The following is a 17,029-nucleotide window of genomic DNA, read 5'->3' as shown; positions in this document are numbered from 1 at the left end:
GCGGACGTCAGCTAGTCTTGCGGGAGACCGTGCGAGACGGCTTTCGCGCGACCCAGGGACGGCTGGTGCCGAGGCCCGCCGCGTTGCTGGACCGGCTTGGCGACTGGTCCCGCTGGGATACATCCGAACATTAAGGATCCCTCAGTGGCTGAACCCATGGTCACGCCGATTGCGGTCATTGGCATGGCCTGCCGCCTACCGGGCGGCATCGAGTCCCCCGAGCAGTTGTGGGAGGCGTTGCTTCGCGGTGACGATCTGGTCACCGAGGTTCCGCCGGACCGCTGGGACGCCGACGAGTACTTCGATGCCGAGCGTGGCGTGCCGGGTCGGTCGGTGTCCCGATGGGGCGCGTTCCTGGACGACGTCGGGGGTTTCGACGCTCCGTTCTTCGGCCTGGACGACGCGAAGGCGACCGCGGTCGATCCGCAGCACCGGCTGCTGCTGGAGACCTCCTGGGAGGCCATCGAGCACGCCGGGATCGCGCCGTCCTCGCTATCGGAATCGATGACAGGCGTCTATCTCGGTCTGTCGCACGACGACTACATGCGGATCAGCCTGGAGGCCGGCGAGTACGGCTACACCGGCCTGGCCTCGGCAATGGCCTCCGGCCGGGTGGCCTATGCCCTGAACCTGCACGGCCCGGCGTTGACGGTCGACACGGCGTGCTCCTCGGGGCTGCTGACCGTGCACATGGCCTGTCGCAGCCTCGACGGAGGAGAAAGCGACCTCGCCCTGGCCGGCGGCTGCATGGTGATCCTGCAGCCGGAAACCACGGTATGGGCCTCGGGACAGGGCATGATGTCGCCGACGGGGCGGTGCCGGGCGTTCGACGAGGCCGCGGACGGGTTCGTGCGCTCCGAGGGGTGCGCGGTGGTGCTGCTCAAGCGGCTGCCTGACGCGCTTCGCGACGGTGACCGGATTCTCGCCGTGGTCCGCGGAACCGCCGCCAATTCCGACGGCCGGACCAGGAACATCGCGACGCCATCGGCGGATGCCCAGGTGGCTGCGTGCCAGGCGGCGCTGGCCGCGGGCGGCGTCGACGCCGACACGATCGGCGCGGTCGAAGCGCACGGCACCGGCACCCCGGTGGGCGACCCGATCGAGTTCGAGGGCCTGGCACGGACCTACGGCCGCACGGCAACGGTCCTGCTCGGCTCGGCGAAGTCCAACTTCGGCCACACCGAGTCCGCCGCGGGCACGGTCGGCCTGATCAAGGCGATCCTCGAGTTACAGCACGGCGTCATTCCGCCGATGGTGCACTTCAACCGCCTGCCCGAGGCGCTCGCGCAGATCGAGACCGGGCTGGTCGTGCCGCAGCATGCCACGCCCTGGCCCGACGGCCACGCCGGACCGCGCCGCATGGCGGTGTCGTCCTACGGGATCTCCGGCACCAACGTGCACGCCATCGTCGAGCAGGCGCCCGAACCCCAATCCCCGGGGCTGCCCGCCGCCGCGGTCGAGCGTCCATTGCTGATCCCGTTGTCCTCCAGTTCGGCCGACGAACTGCGGCGCACCTGCGGCCGGCTCGCCGACTGGCTGGACCGGCGCGCGGAGCCGGTTGCGCCGGCTGACTTGGGCTACACCCTGGCGCGCCGCCGCGGCCACCGCACGGTGCGCACGTCGGTGATCGCCAGCGACGTCGAAGCGCTTGGTAAGGCTCTGCGGGACATCGCCGACAACGGCGACGCGCAGTACCGTGCCCAGGTCGGCCAGGATGACCGCGGCCCGGTATGGGTGTTCTCCGGGCAGGGGTCGCAGTGGGCAGGCATGGGTGCCGACCTTCTGGGCACCGAGCCGGTGTTCGCCGACACCGTGGCCGCTATCGAGCCGCTGATCGAGCTGGAGTCCGGGTTCTCGGTAACGGAGGCGATGTCAGCGCCCGAGACCGTTACCGGCATCGACCGTATTCAGCCCACGCTGTTCGCCATGCAGGTCGCCCTGGCCGCGACGATGGCGTCCCACGGCGTGCGGCCGGGCGCGGTGATCGGGCATTCCATGGGCGAGGTCGCGGCAGCCGTCGTCGCGGGAGCGCTCTCGCTGCAGGACGGCGTGCGGGTGATCTGCCGACGCTCCGCGCTACTGGCTCGCCTGTCCGGGTCCGGCGCGATGGCGTCGGCGGAGCTTCCCGAGCAACGCGTCCGTGACGAACTGACCAGCCGGGGGATCGACGACGTCGTCGTGGCCGTGGTCGCGTCCCCGCAGACCACGGTGATCGGCGGAAACACCCAGACGATCCGCGACCTCGTCGCCGCGTGGGAGCAGCGCGAGGTGATGGCGCGCGAAGTCGCCGTCGACGTGGCATCCCACTCGCCCCAGGTGGACCCGATCTTGGCTGACCTGGCCGACGCGCTGGTGGAGCTCACCCCCACACGTCCCGCGATTCCCTTCTACTCGTCGACCCGGCCGGATCCGCGGGCCTTGCCGTCCTGCGATCCGAGCTACTGGGTGGACAACCTCCGCCAGATGGTCCGCTTCTCCGCGGCGGTGCAGGCCGCGCTGCAGGACGGCCATCGGGTCTTCGCAGAATTGGCTCCGCACCCCCTGCTGACCCGCGCCGTCGAACAGACCGCGCAGGGGATCGACACCCCCGCAGCAGCACTGGCCAGCCTTCGGCGCGACCAGGCGTCGCCGCACGGCTTGCTCGACGTCGTCGCCGATCTGCACAGCGCCGGCGCCGCCGTGGACTTCTCCGTGCTGCACCCCTGCGGGCGACTGGTCGACGCGCCGCTGCCGACGTGGTCTCACCGCCAACTACTGCTCGCCCGTGCCGACGGGAAGGCACAGGGCCACCTGGTCGCGGTCCATCCCCTGCTGGGGGCGCACGTGCGGCTGCTGGAGGAACCCGAACGGCACGCCTGGCAGGCCGACGTCGGAACTGCGGCCTTGCCGTGGCTGAGTGACCATCGGGTGCACGACGTCGCGGCGCTGCCCGGAGCCGCCCACTGCGAGTTGGCCCTCGCGGCTGCCGAACGGCTCTTCCCCGACGGTTCGGAAGTGCGTGACATCCGGTTCGAAGACCTGCTGTTGCTCGACGACCACACCGAGGTCGCCGCCGTCGCGTCGCTCGATGCGCCCGGTGTCGCCGCGTTCACCGTGCAGACCGACTCGGGAGAAGGAGCCGGGGAACGGGTCCGGCGCGCCGCCGCCGACCTGCACGCGGTCACGGACGGGTGCCAACCCGCCCGTCACGACCTGGGCGGGCTACTGGCTGCGCACCCGGGCATCTTCAGTGGCGACGAGGTCCGGCTGGCGCTGGCCGCGCGGGGCATCGCGTTCGGACCCGCCTTCACCGGGCTGACCAGCGTGCACACCGCGGCCGACGGTGCCACGCTGCTGGCCGAGCTTGGGGCGCCGGGCAGTATCCGGGCGGAGCAGTCCGGCTACGGCATCCACCCCGCAGTGCTGGACGCGTGCTTCCAATCGGTGGCCGCCCACCTACTGGGCGCCGGCCGGCGCGGTGTTGGTCAGGGCGGCCTGCTGTTGCCGTTGAGTGTCGGCCGACTGCGCCGCTTCGGGCCGGGCCGCGACGCCCGCTACTGCCTCGTCACCGTCACCAAGGCCGACTCCGCGACGATCGAGGCGAACCTCGAAGTGCTGGACGGAGCCGGCGAGGTGGTCCTCGAGGTCGATGCGCTTCGGATGGGCAGCGGCGCGAGCAAGGCCGGCGAACGCGAACGGGTACTCGCCGGCCGACTGCTGACCGTCGAATGGGAGCCGCGACAGCTGCCTAGTGCGCCGACGGTCGCGGCCGGATCATGGCTCCTGATCACCGCGGCCGCCGACCCGCTCGCGGCGGACCTGTGCCATGCGCTGGTGGCCGGTGGCGCCCAGTGCCGGACGGCGCAGATGGGCGCCGACGACGTCATCCCGCAGGGGCTGACGGGCGTGGTGATCATGACGGCGGAGGCAGGCGACGAGCCGACCGAGGCGTGCCTGGTGCGCGGCCGCGAACTCGTGTCGCACGTCGTCGGCGTCGCGCGTGAACTGGCCGACACCGACGGACCGCCGCCGCGGCTGTACGTCGTCACCCGCAACGCGCAGGCGGTGACGCGCCACGATCGGGTCAACCTTGACCAGGGTGGCGTGCGCGGGCTACTCCGGTCCCTCGGCGCCGAGCAACCGCAGCTGCGTCCGACGCAGCTCGACGTCGATTCCCACACCTCCGCCGACGAGCTGGCTCGGGAGTTGCTGAGCGGCTCGGACGAGGACGAAACGGCCTGCCGGGCGGGCACCTGGTACGCGGCGCGGCTGCGGCGAAGTCCCTTGCGACCCGAGGAACGTCGGAGCGCCGTCGCCGACCCCGGATCGGACGGCATGCGGCTACAGATCCGCACCCCCGGCGACCTACAGACGCTGGAGTTGGTCGCCGCCGAGCGGCCGGCACCGGCGGCCGGACAGGTCGAAGTCGCGGTGCGCGCCTCCAGCATCAACTTCGCCGACGTGCTGGCAGCGTTCGGCCGCTACCCGACGATCGACGGCAAGCAACCGCAACTCGGCCTGGATTTCGCGGGTGTCGTGACGGCCGTCGGGCCCGGGGTCACCGAGCACCGGATCGGCGACGAGGTCGGCGGGTTCGGCGCAGGCGGCTGCTGGGGCACGTACGTCACCTGCGACGCACGGCTGGTCGCGGCACTGCCGGCGGGCCTGACCGCCGAGCAGGCCGCCGCGGTCTCGACCGGATACGGCACGGCGTGGTACGCACTGCACGACCTGGCCCGGATCGGGCCCGGCGACCGCGTGCTCATTCACTCCGCGACTGGCGGTGTCGGTCAGGCCGCGATGGCGATCGCCCGCGAGGCCGGTGCCGAGATCTTCGCCACGGCAGGCAGCACCGGCCGGCGGCAGTTGCTCCGGGACATGGGAGTCGAGCACGTATACGATTCACGCTCAACCGATTTCGCCGACGAGATCCGCCGCGACACCGACGGATACGGCGTCGACGTGGTGCTCAACTCGTTGATCGGCCCGGCCCAGCGCGCCGGACTCGAGTTGCTGGCGTTCGGCGGTCGCTTCGTCGAGATCGGCAAGCGGGACGTCTACGAGCACACGCGCATCGACCTCTACCCGTTCCGGCAGAACCTCACGTTCTACTACGCCGATCTGGCCTTGATGACCACCGGCGCCCCGAAACTCATTGGGGCACTGCTACGCAAGGTCTACGAGTTGGTGGGCGACGGCGTGCTGCCGATACCCGAGCACACGGTGTATCCGCTGACCGAGGCGGCAACGGCGATCCGGGCGATCAGCGCCGCCGAACACACCGGCAAACTCGTCCTTTCGGTGCCAAGGAGTGGATCAATCCGGGCGGCGGTGCCGCCGAACCGGGCCCCGGTGTTCCGCGGCGACGGCTCGTACCTCGTCACCGGTGGGGCGGGCGGCCTTGGGCTGTTCCTTGCGGCGGTGATGGCCTCCGGCGGATGTGGACGAATCGTGCTGACCTCGCGATCTCAACCGAACCCACAGGCGCAGAAGACGATTGCGCGGCTCCGGAGCAACGGAGCCGACATCGTGATGGAGTGCGGAAACATCGCCGACCCGGCCACCGCGCAACGACTCGTCAGCGCCGCCACCGCAAGTGGGCTGCCACTGCGCGGTGTCCTCCATGCCGCGGCCGTCGTCGACGACGCCACCCTGGACAACATCACCGACGAACTCATCGAACGGGACTGGGCACCAAAGGTCTACGGGGCGTGGTATCTGCATCAGGCGGCCGCCGAGCAGCCGCTCGACTGGTTCTGCAACTTCTCCTCGGCCGCCGCGCTGCTTGGCTCGCCGGGCCAGGGCGCCTATGCGGCAGCCAACAGCTGGCTGGACGCGTTCACGTCATGGCAACGCAGCCAAGGCATTCCGGCCACCGCGATCGCCTGGGGCGCGTGGGCCGATATCGGTCGTGGCACCGGTATGGCACAGCGCGGTGACGTGACGATGATCAGTCCGGAAGACGGCGGCTATGCGTTCCGGGCGCTGCTGCGTCACGATCGGGGATATACCGGCTACCTGCCGTTGACCGGCATGCCCTTGCTGACGGCGTTGGCGGCGCGCAGCCCGTTCGCCGAGGCTTTCCGCGACACCGACCGCGGCGACGCCGGGATCCCCACTGTGCTAACCGAACTCGCCGAACTCGCCCAGGAGGAATGGCCCAACCGGTTGCGTCGACTGGTCACCGACGAGACGGGGCTGATCCTGCGACGCGCGGTCGACCCCGATCGTTCGTTCACCGACCACGGCCTGGATTCATTGGGCACCCTCGAGTTGCGCACCCACATCGAGACGCAGACGGGTATCCGCGTGACGCCAAAGACCATCGTCACCTACAGCACACCGCGTGCGCTGGCCGGACATCTGACCGAGACCCTGACTGCCGGGTCCGGGTAGTCAGCCGCCGACCAACCGCCCAGACACCGCGATCACCATCCGCCTGGGCAGCACTCTGGTGACCACGCGCGCGACGAACGCATTGGCGACACCGTCGACCAGGCTGTGTTTGCGGCCCGACAGCGCGCGCATTGTGCTGTCGACGACCTGCTCAGGGGTGCGGGTCAGGGCCAGCGCCGCCGAGCCTGATGCGGCGGAGGCCGCGGCGTCGCCTGCCAACTCGAAGAACGGGGTATCCGTCAGCCCTGGACACACCGCGAGGACACGAACTCCGTGCTCGCGCTCCTCGGCCCAGAGCGCCTCGGTGAAGGACAGTACGAAGGCCTTCGACGCACCGTAGACCGCCATCTTGGGCAAGGGCTGAAACGCCGCGATCGACGCCACGTTGATGATCGTTCCCGCCCCCCTGGCTCGCATCTGGGGAAGATAACGGGCGGTCGTGCCGACCACCGTGCGGCAGTTGAGCTCGACCGCGTCCTCGAGGCGCTGCGGATCGACATCGGCGACGTCGCCGTGAGTGCCGAAGCCGGCGTTGTTGACCAGCACGGAGATCTCAAGGCCCAGGCCATCCGTCCGCTGCCACAACTCCGCCGCGGCATCCGGTTGCGACAGGTCCATCGCCACCACGGTGACCTCTACGCCGTGCGCCGTGCGCAGTCGCGCGGCAAGCTCGTTCAGCCTGTCCACACTGCGAGCGACCACGACGAGGTCGTGGCCCCGGGCGGCGAACTGGCGGGCGAACTCCGCGCCGATGCCGGTCGACGCCCCAGTGATCAAGGCCACCTTCGAGGTCGCCACTGCCAACTCCGATCGGGATGATGTGCCGACCGGCAAGGGATTCACGCGGCGCTGGTCATCCGGCAGTCATCGTAGATCGGCGCCAGGACGTAGTGTCATGGAGTGCGACGGTCGCAGCGGCTGAGCGGACTCGACGCCAGCATGCTCTACCTCGAGACCGCAACGCAGCCCCTACAAGTGTTTTCGGTGCTGGAACTCGATCCCGCGAGCATTCCCGGCGGTTATCGCTATGACCGTTTCCGCGACGCGCTCTCGGAACGGGTGCGGGCGACACCGCCGTTGCGGGAGAAGCCGTCCGAGCGATTCGGAAACCTCGATCATCCCGTCTGGGTCGAGGACGTCGACTTCGACATCGACCGCCACGTGCATCGGATCAGCCTTCGGACGCCCGGCGGACGGGCCGAACTGCGCGAACTCGTCGGACATCTGGCGGGTTTGCCTCTCGATCGTCGCCGACCGATGTGGGAGCTGTGGGTCATCGAGGGCCTGGACGGCGGACGGCTGGCCATCCTGTTCAAGGTGCACCACTCCGCGGCCGACGGGGTGACCTATGCCAACCTGCTTTCGCAGCTGTGCAGCGCCGAGCCCGATTCGCCGCCACCGGAACCGGTCGCGGCGACGGCGGCCCCAACCCCGCTGCGGTTGGCCGTCAGCGGGCTGGCCCGGTTCGCGAGCCGACCGCTGCTTCTTGTCGTCACCGTGCTGCCCGCGGCCATCAGAGCGGTGGTCGACACCATCCGGCGCGCGGCGCGCGGCCGGGCGATGGCCGCACCGTTCACCGCCCCGCGGACCCGGCTCAACGGTCGGCTCACCGCGCAGCGCAACGTCGCCTTCGCCCGGCTCGACCTCGACGACATCAAGAAGGTCAAGAACCACTTCGGGGTCAGCGTCAACGACGTGGCGATGACGCTGGCCGGCGGGGTGGTCCGCCATTACCTGCTCGACCGCGGCGAGTTGCCGACGCCCTCCCTGGTCGCGTTGGTGCCGGTGTCGGTGCATGCACCCTCGCTGGACCGGGGGCGAAACCAGGTGTCGGGCATGTTCGCCCGACTGCAGACGCAGCTAGCGGACCCCGTGACGCGGCTGCGGGCTCTCGCCGAAGTGACCGCCGATGCCAAGGAACACGCTGCTGCGATCGATGCCACGCTGTTGCAAGACTTCAGCCAGCTCACCGGCCCCATCGCCCTCGGCGTCGCGAAGCGAGTTTACGCGCGGCTCACTCAGTTTCGCCCGATGTACAACCTGGTGGTGTCGAACGTGCCGGGTCCACGGACGGACTACTTCTGTGGTGCCGAGGTACTGGCCGCCTACCCGTTCGGGCCGGTCATGCACGGTTGCGGGCTCAACATCACGATGTGGTCGATCAACGGGAAACTCCACGTCAGCTTGATCTCGTGCCCCGCTCTGCTGCCCGACTTATCGGAGCTGGCCGACGGCTTCGCCACCGGCTTGAAGGAACTGCTTGCCGAGGTGGGCTGAGCTACCTTCTACTCCGTCACCCATGCGTACCGCGACGGGATCGCAGCCAGGAGTTCGTGAATCTCGCGGACGTAACGATCTGGCTCTGGCCCGTGGCTGTGAAAGGTGATCACCAACCGACCGTCATACGTTGCGGCGGAATACATGTCGACGCCCGCCGAGGTCGACGCGAACAACACTTCGACGTCATACTCCTCGACCGTCAACCCGGGTGGGGTGCGCACCGGCGGCAATTCCCCGCCGTCGGTTGTCATCACGACGTCGGGCAGCCCCGGTGGATTCCCCTGGTATTGCAGACCGAAATGGAGGAACGACTGTTGAATCACTCCGTCGGCCAGATCGGCGCGGAACGCCTCGACGATGTCACGCGCCAGGTCCATGATGTCGGTATTCGGGTGAATCTCGGCCAGGTACATCGCCATTCCCACTGGATTGGTGGCCTCGGTTGCACCGACCGGCGGGGTCAGAAAGTACCGCAGATCGACCGGGTACATATAGGGGATCGGAAGGTGCGGTGTATCCCGAATCGTCCACTCGGCCAACAGGATCGCGGCGGCGACCAGAGCGTTGAGACTGACCCGGTGGGCGCCACAGATATCAAGCAGGCTTTGGGTTTCCTGGCGGGAGAGCCGGCAGGTGGCCGACGGTACGAGAACCGGCTGCGGGTCGACGCGTCCCGCGTTTCGCCTGGAGGGGGGCAGCTCATAGGCGAACATCGCAGGCAGGTAGCGCTCGAGACCGAATCGCGCGAGTTTGCCGATACCGCGCTCGGAGAGTGCCGCCTCCAACGACTCCGGGATGGGCTCGACCTTGACCGGCGGGATACCTGCGCCGGTGACTATGTCGGTGTACCAGCCGAACAACTTCTCCAGCAGAGCGAACTGGTGGTGCGCGTCGGCCAGCGCGTGGTGGGTGTAGAGGGTGAGTTCGGACCGCTCGTCACCGTGGCTCAACCGCAGCTCGACCAGCGCCCGGGACTGGACCGGCAGGCGCCGGGCAGATGTGTCGTCGATCTTTTCGAGCCACATCCCCGGATGTTCGTAGTCGTCGACCATGATCTGGTGCCTGCCGTCGGTGCCCCGTTCGAGGTGACCGGCAAGGGCCGGATGCACATGACACAGCGTCTCGAACGCCTCCGACATCGCGCCGACGTCCACCGGTCCGCACAGGGTCAGGGTGATTCCGATGAAGTTCTCGGCCTGGGCGAAGAACTCCTCGCTAGGCGACAGATGGCGGATCGGCGATGAACCAAACACCGTGAATCCTTCCTCTTGACGTTGCGCCGATCACCGACTGGTGCTCGCCCTGCGGTAGCCCACCATGATCGGCCCTAGGCACACCGCAAAGATCCCGGCGAACCACAGCAGGGTGGTGATCATCGGCCACCACACCGGACCACCCACCGATAGTCCCCTCATCGCATCGACAGCCGGCGACATCGGCTGATACCGGACCGCCGGCTGGACCCAGTCCGGATACTTTTCCAACGGCACGAACCCCGTGCAGAAGGTGGCCCCCAGAATGATCACGGGCTGCATCGCCTCAACCAGAACGGCTTTCGACCAATACAGCGCGACCGTGGTGGCCAGCGTCGCAAATGCGACCCCGAAGATCACCGGCACTGCCACCCACAGCAATGCGGCGGCCAGACCGCACTGAAAACGGAACCCGAGGATTGCTCCCGCGCCCAGGATGACCAGCGTGGTGCCGAGCACGCGGATCGTCTCGGCGGCCAGCCGCGACAGCAGTCCGGCGCCGCGGTGCAGGGGCAGCGCCCACAATCGGCCGAGAAAGCCGTCGAGGCGCTCGGCGTTGATGCCGACCACGGCCGTTGTCGACCCCGACATCGTCGCCACCAGCGCCACCAGCGGCACGCTGAGGTACAGACCGTTCTGGCCCGTAATCGCTGTGATCGAGTCACCGAAGACGACCTTGAGTGTGAGCAGGAACGCCACCGGCAGCAGCAGGGCGTGGACGAGAGTCATGGGGTTGCGCGCCGACCGGACCAGTAGCCGCCGGGTGAGCACCGCGGTTTGCGACAGCAGGTGCTCGGGTTTGGCTTGCGCGTCACGGACCGCGCCGACGAGTACTGCCATCAGGTTCTCCGTCGGTACACCGCGATGGCGAAGGGCAACGTCAGGGCGATCACGCCGACCACCCAGGCCAGAGCCGGTCCGATGACCGACCAGGTGACCGGTGCCGCTTGTTGCACCGAGTCGCCGGCCAAGGCGTGCAAGGCGTCGACGATCCGGGAGATGGGTTGATTGTGAACGATCGGCTGAATCCATCCCGGAAAGCGCTCGAGAGGTTGAATCCCCACCGACAAGAAGCCAAATATCAACTGCGGCAACAGCAACCACTGCGCAGTCCCTGCAGGGTTGCGCGAGTTGGTTCCGATGATATCTGCCAGGAGCGCCAGCGCCAGGCCGGTGAGCAACACCAACAGACAGAACGCCGCGATGGCAGGCGGCGAACGGTGAAATCGAAAGCCGATGACGTATCCACAAGCCAGCGCCACGACGAGCCCGATCACACAACGATAGGCGCTCGCGCTGATGCGGGCCCCCAACGGGATCAGCGGCGCGATCGGCAACGACTGGAAACGGCGGTTGATCCCCTGTACCGAGTCGGTCGCGGCGCGAAACGCGGTAGAGATCGATGCGAACGCGATGGCTTGCAACACGATCAGCGGCAGCAGGTACTGCGCGTAGCTACTCGCCCCCAGGTCGGGCCCATCCATGAGCCTGTTCAAAGGGATGTAGAGACTAGCGGTCGCCGCCACCGAAACAGCCACGCCCACCGCGACCTCGCCGTTGCGCAATGTGGGACCGATCAGCCGTGTCGTCAGCACCCACCATTGCTGCGCTCCAGACGGCGCGGGTCGTGTCGCGGTCAACGGCGTCGACGCAGTCAACGCGGTCACGAGTACACCTCACCGGCCACGCGTTCTGCTGCCTGGTCGGTGGCCGCGGCCCCGGTCAGCGAGAGGAAGACATCGTCCAGCGACGGCCTGCGCAACACGATGTCGGCCAGCGCGATGTCGGCCGAATTCACCCGCAATAGAGCCGCGGTCAGCATGGCCGGTCCGTCTGGGGCGGGCAAACTGACCCGATCGGACTCCGGGCTGATCGCGGCCCGACTCGCGGCGGGCACCAACGTGCCCAGCGCCTCGACCAGAGCGGGGAGGTCATCCGGGTTGCGGGGCACGATCTCGCAGTACGTGCCTCCGGTGCGCTCCTTGAGTTCGTCGGCGGTGCCCTGCGCGACGATGGAGCCGTGGTCGATCACGATGATCCGATCGCTCAGCGCATCGGCCTCCTCGAGATACTGGGTGGTCAACAATGTCGCGATGCCCGCCTCCTTGAAAGCGGTGACCAACTCCCAGATGGCTTGTCTGCTGCGCGGATCCAGTCCGGTTGTCGGCTCGTCGAGGAACACCACCTCGGGGCGGACCACCAGCCCGCAGGCGATGTCGACGCGTCGGCGCATACCGCCGGAATAGGTACTGACCCGGCGACCCGCGGCGTCCTCCAGATCGAACTCACGGAGAAGGTCGACGGCCCTCGCGCCGGCGGTGGACTTGTCCAACCCCTGCAACCGGCCGAACATCACCAGGTTCTCGTATCCGGTCAACATGTCGTCGAGAGCGACATGCTGACCGGTGAGCATGATCGAACGGCGCACCATCGCCGGGTCGGCCACCACGTCATGACCCGCCACGGTGGCGCGTCCACGATCCGGCGTGGTGAGCGTCGACAGGATCTCCACTGTGGTCGTCTTGCCGGCGCCGTTGGGCCCGAGCAGCGCAACGACCTCGCCGCGGCCCACGTCGAAGGTGATGTCGCGCAACGCCGCAACCGAACCGAATGACTTGCCGATGCCTTCGACTTCCACACCGTTGTCGGACTGTGACATTGCTTGCCTACCTACTCATCGTCGTCGAGAACGGCTGCCGACAGATCCACCAGGGCGAGCGCTTCGTCCTCCGCCTCGCCGCCGTCACCGTCCTGGACACCGGTCACCGCTTCCTCGATCAGCGCGATCAGCGTGGCACCGAACTGCTCCGCGAGCGCCTCGGCCGTACCGCTGCGCACTCGTCGACGGTCGTACCACCAGTCCACGTGGAGCACGCCGCCGTGTCGATACGTCCGCAGTTCGAGCAGATGGCCCAAGCCCGGCAGGGTCTGCCGGATCATCAACTCGGTGTCACCATCGACTTGCACAGCCGCACCGGTCTCCTGCCATTCGGGGAGCATGCCGAGATGGGAGAAGAAGATTTCCGACGTGGCCGTGGTCCTCAGTAGCTCGGCGGTCGGCGCATGCAGGTAGCGCAGCAGCCCGTACCCGATACCGTGGTGCGGCACGGCCTTGACGGTCCGGCTTACCTCTGCAAGCAGCTGAACCGCGCTGGCCCCCGGTAAGTCCATGCAGGGCAGCGCGATTGGATGGATCGCGGAGAACCACCCGACCGTTCTGCGCAGGTCGACCTCCGGCCGAAGCACCGACCGTCCGGCACCGGCGAGGTCGACGGCCGCAACGCCGTCGCCGACGGTGATCGCGAGGACGCGCGCCAGGGCGGCCAACAGAATCTCCTCGGTCGACGCCTGGGAGATTCGACGGGCGTTGTCGACCTGCGACGTCTGCTCTGGGGTCAATGCGGTGGCCAGCCTGATCAGGTCCTCGGCCGCCGGTGCGCCAGCACGCTCGGCATCCTGCCCGGGGCCGGCCAGGCTCACCGTCGCCTTCACCGCGTGGTCGATCCAATAGCTCCGTCGGTTGAGGACCGCGGGGTGGGCGGCCAGCGCGGCACAGCGCTGGGACCACTCCCGCCAGCCCGTGGTGGCCGGTTCCAAGGCGATGTCGCTACCGGCCAGTCGTTGCGCGAACGCGGTCAACACGTCCGTCACCAGGATCTCGCGTGATTTCGTGTCGTCGACCATCCCGTGCATGGTGAGCACCAGGAACCGGGGGGCACCCTGCGCGTCGACGACATAGGTGCCCGTCAACGGCCAACTGCCGAGGTCCTGCACCGCGATGGTGTCGGAGACGACGGCCGAGAGCGCTTCCCGCTCACCCTCGCTGGCCGGCACGGCATCGGCGGGCAGTGTGCATTGCGTCAGCCCGGTGAAGTCCCCGGGTTCGCTGATGTGCTGCTCCCACACACCTGCCCGGTTGACGACCCGCATTTTCAAGGCGTCATGGTGGTTGACGACTGCAGTCATGACCGCGGATGCATCCTCCACACTCACGGACGTGTCGATGCGCAACACCAACGGCGCCCGCCAGCGGCCCGGTTCAGCCAAACCGCTGTCGAGAAAACGGAGAATGTTGGGCGGGACAGGTGGATTCAGCTCGTCAGTGGGCTGGCCGGCCAGGCCGCCCGACGCGTAGCGGGCCACCAGGGTGTCGGCCAGTGCGCCAAGGCTGTCATGGTCGTAGAGGTCCTGCGGGGTGAGTTCCACACCTTCGTGCGCCGCGGTCATCGCCACGCCAATCGCCAAGAGCGAGTCGCCGCCCAGTTCGAAGAAGTTGTCGCCCGGCGCAATCGACTCGACGCCCAGACACTGCGACCAGATTCGCTGCAATGTCGCCAACATCTGAGACCTGGCGTCGGTGGCGATTGCGGGTTGGCGCGCGGCCGGTAGCGACTCGGACACCGCTGCACCGAGCGGGGCAGAGCCGCCCGACCGCACAAAAGCGGCGGGTTCGATCCAATGGCGCTGCCGCGCAAAGGCATAGCCGGGAAGCGTCACATGCTGGGCCTCGCCGTGGCGCGCCGTCCAGTCGACGTCGACTCCTGCCGACCACAACTGTCCGAGCCCGAGCAGGAATGTGTCGCGATCATTTCTGCTCTGCAACGGGTGCCGCATCAGGCGAACCGCGCGGTGGGTTTCCGACCACCCGGGCACACGCACGGCCGATCCGGTCAAACTGCCTCCGGGCCCCACCTCCACGAGCACACGTTGCGCATCGCCTAGCAGTTCGGCAAGTTCATCGGCGAACCGTACTGTGGACCGGATGTGCTTCGCCCAGCGGTGCGGATCGGTGGCCTCCTCGTCGGTCATCCAGGTGCCGGTTACGTTGGACAGCATCGGGATTCGGGGTGCGCGCAGCGTCACTGTGGACAGGTATTCCGCGAACGGGGCGAGCACCGTATCCATCGACTGCGAATGGAAACCGTGCGAGGTCCGGACACGTCGGGCGAGGATGCCCGCAGCGGCAAGGCGATCGCTGAAGGCACGGATGGCTTCGTCGGGACCGGCCACCACGCAGTTGCCGAATTCGTTGATGGCGGCGAGATCGACGTCGGCTGTCATGTGCGTGGCGATGTCGTCGGGGGCGGCAGCTACAGCGACCATGGCGCCAGCAGGCGCGGCATGCATCAGGCGGGCGCGCATCGACACCACCTTGAGCGCCGTCGGCAAGTCGAAGACCCCCGCCAGGGTGGCGGCCACCAGCTCGCCGATGCTGTGACCTGCCAGTGCCGCCGGGGTGACCCCATACGACGTGATCAGCTGCGCCAGCGCGTATTCCACTGCGAAGAGAGCCGGCTGGGCCAGGTCGGTGGGCTCCAGGCTCGCCCCGTCGAACACCTCGGCCACCAGGTCGAAGCCGAGTTCTAGGCCGAAGACAGCGGCGCACCGGTCGAACGTCTCCCGGAACACCGGCTCGGTGTCATAGAGACCGCGGGCCATGCCGACGTGCTGAGCGCCCTGCCCGGGAAACAGGAACGCCGCCCTCTTCGCGCCTGGCGAAGCGCCCGGCGGACATTGGCCGACCGAAACGTTCTCGTGTTCTGGGTTGTCGGGCAGAGCGGTCAACACGGCCGCGGCGTCGGCGCGGTCGGCAACGACGGCTGCCATCCGAACCTCATAGGCCCGCCGACCCGCGAGCGTGAACGCCACGTCGGGCAGCGACAGTTGTTCGTCTCGCGAGAGTTCCGCGGCAAGCGCGGCCCTGGCGTCCTGCAGGGATTCGGCGGTGCGCGCGGACAGCAGCAGCACTTGCGGGCCGCTCGTGGCCGCGACCGCAGAGGTCTCCGGCGCCTCCTCGAGGACGACGTGCACGTTGGTGCCACCGACACCGAACGAGCTCACTCCGGCCCGGCGCGGCACGTCGGATTCCCATGGTGTGTAGGTGTTCGCAACCACGAACGGCGTTTTCTCGAGGTGCAGCTCGGGGTTGGGCGCGGTGTAGTGGACGGTCGGGGGAATTGCCTTGTTCTTCAGGCAGAGGATCGTCTTGATCAGGCCGGTGACGCCGGATGCCGCATCAAGGTGGCCGATGTTCGACTTCACCGAACCCAGCACGCACGGGCCCGGCCGATCCAGGTCGGAGACCTCGAAAGCCTGTCGCAGCGCTTCGATTTCGATGGGATCACCCAGCGGGGTTCCCGTTCCGTGGGTCTCCACGAATCCGATTGTCGAGGAGTCGACACCGGCAACGGCATGAGCTTCGGCGATGACCTCCGCCTGGCCGGCAAGGGCAGGTGCCGCATAGGTCATCTTGACCGAGCCGTCGTTGTTGATCGCTGAACCGCGGATGACGGCGTGGATGCGATCACCGTCGTCGAGGGCTGCCTCCAGCGGCTTGAGTATCACCGCCGCGACCCCGCTGCCGAAGATGGTGCCGTCGGATCTGACGTCGAACGGTCGGCAGTGGCCCGAGGCCGACACCATTGCCCCCGGCTCATAGGTGTAGCCAACGTGATGCGGCACCCGGATCGATGCGGCACCGGCCAGCACCATGTCGCTTTCGCCGGACAGCAGGCTCTGGCATGCGAGGTGCACTGCGACAAGCGACGACGAGCAGGCGGTTTGCACCGAAAGGCTCGGCCCGCGCAGATTGAACTGGTGCGACACCCGCGTCGCCAGGTAGTCCTTGTCATTGAGCAAGACCAGGTTGAACATCTCGACGGTGATGCCCTCCCCGACGAGCGCCTTGGGATCGCGGTGCGACATCAGGTTGTCCATCAGGTAGCCGCTGGCGGTACTGGCGGCGAAGACGCCGATCGCTCCGTCGAAGGTGGCGGGGTCGTACCCGGAATCCTCGAAGGCGTGCCACGCGGTCTGCAGGAACAGCCGCTGTTGGGGGTCCATCATCGCAGCGGTGTACGGAGTCATCCCGAAGTATTCCGCGTCGAACTCATCGGTCCCGTCGAGCAGGGGCGCACGCCGCACGTATGCCGGATCGGCCAGCGTCTTCGCGCTGACTCCTGCCGCGGCAAGTGCATCATCGGAAAGCGTGGCGATGGACTCTTCACCGCGGCGCAGGTTGTCCCAGAACGTCGTCACCGAGTCTGCACCGGGAAACCGGCCGGCCATTCCGATGACCGCAATCGAGTTGGGCGGCAACTGATTCGAACCGGTGTCCATAG

Annotated in this window: 8 protein-coding genes; 2 read left to right on the top strand and 6 right to left on the bottom strand. The window is 68.0% G+C overall.

What is annotated here, in order from left to right; translation table 11 throughout:
* The first annotated feature begins 156 nt into the window (after nucleotides 1–156).
* Nucleotides 157–6,375: a sulfolipid-1 biosynthesis phthioceranic/hydroxyphthioceranic acid synthase gene (gene pks2, locus G6N42_RS24660; RefSeq protein WP_163738151.1), complete on the top strand. Its 6,219-nt coding sequence runs from the start codon at nucleotides 157–159 to the stop codon at nucleotides 6,373–6,375.
* On the opposite strand, the gene G6N42_RS24655 is transcribed toward pks2, so the two are convergent.
* A complete protein-coding gene (locus tag G6N42_RS24655; protein WP_197905555.1) occupies nucleotides 6,376–7,173 on the bottom strand; it encodes an SDR family NAD(P)-dependent oxidoreductase in 798 nt (265 codons plus the stop codon).
* A gap of 102 nt (nucleotides 7,174–7,275) precedes the next feature.
* On the opposite strand from G6N42_RS24655, the gene G6N42_RS24650 reads away from it, so the two are divergent.
* Nucleotides 7,276–8,652 (top strand): WS/DGAT/MGAT family O-acyltransferase, encoded by a 1,377-nt coding sequence (locus G6N42_RS24650; protein WP_286201651.1) that lies wholly within the window; start codon nucleotides 7,276–7,278, stop codon nucleotides 8,650–8,652.
* 8 nt (nucleotides 8,653–8,660) lie between these two features.
* On the opposite strand, the gene G6N42_RS24645 is transcribed toward G6N42_RS24650, so the two are convergent.
* Genes G6N42_RS24645 through G6N42_RS24625 form a run of 5 tightly spaced genes read right to left on the bottom strand, consistent with a single transcriptional unit; the run spans nucleotide 8,661 to nucleotide 17,027 of the window.
* Nucleotides 8,661–9,908: a phthiocerol/phthiodiolone dimycocerosyl transferase family protein gene (locus G6N42_RS24645; RefSeq protein ID WP_163734184.1), complete on the bottom strand. Its 1,248-nt coding sequence runs from the start codon at nucleotides 9,906–9,908 to the stop codon at nucleotides 8,661–8,663.
* A gap of 30 nt (nucleotides 9,909–9,938) precedes the next feature.
* Nucleotides 9,939–10,748, bottom strand: a complete 810-nt coding sequence (locus tag G6N42_RS24640) for an ABC transporter permease (RefSeq protein ID WP_163734181.1) — start codon at nucleotides 10,746–10,748, stop codon at nucleotides 9,939–9,941.
* On the bottom strand, nucleotides 10,748–11,566 hold the full coding sequence (locus G6N42_RS24635; protein WP_163738142.1) for an ABC transporter permease: 819 nt from the start codon (nucleotides 11,564–11,566) through the stop codon (nucleotides 10,748–10,750). The genes G6N42_RS24640 and G6N42_RS24635 overlap by 1 nt, the downstream gene beginning before the upstream one ends.
* 5 nt (nucleotides 11,567–11,571) lie before the next feature.
* Complete coding sequence (locus G6N42_RS24630; protein WP_163734178.1) at nucleotides 11,572–12,567, bottom strand: ATP-binding cassette domain-containing protein; 996 nt, start codon at nucleotides 12,565–12,567, stop codon at nucleotides 11,572–11,574.
* Nucleotides 12,568–12,578: 11 nt separating this feature from the next.
* Complete coding sequence (locus tag G6N42_RS24625; protein WP_163734173.1) at nucleotides 12,579–17,027, bottom strand: type I polyketide synthase; 4,449 nt, start codon at nucleotides 17,025–17,027, stop codon at nucleotides 12,579–12,581.
* Nucleotides 17,028–17,029 lie beyond the last annotated feature (2 nt).

Origin of the sequence: Mycobacterium gallinarum, assembly GCF_010726765.1 — a bacterium.
Taxonomy (GTDB): Bacteria; Actinomycetota; Actinomycetes; order Mycobacteriales; family Mycobacteriaceae; genus Mycobacterium; species Mycobacterium gallinarum.
This window is presented reverse-complemented; position numbering and strand designations above follow the sequence as displayed.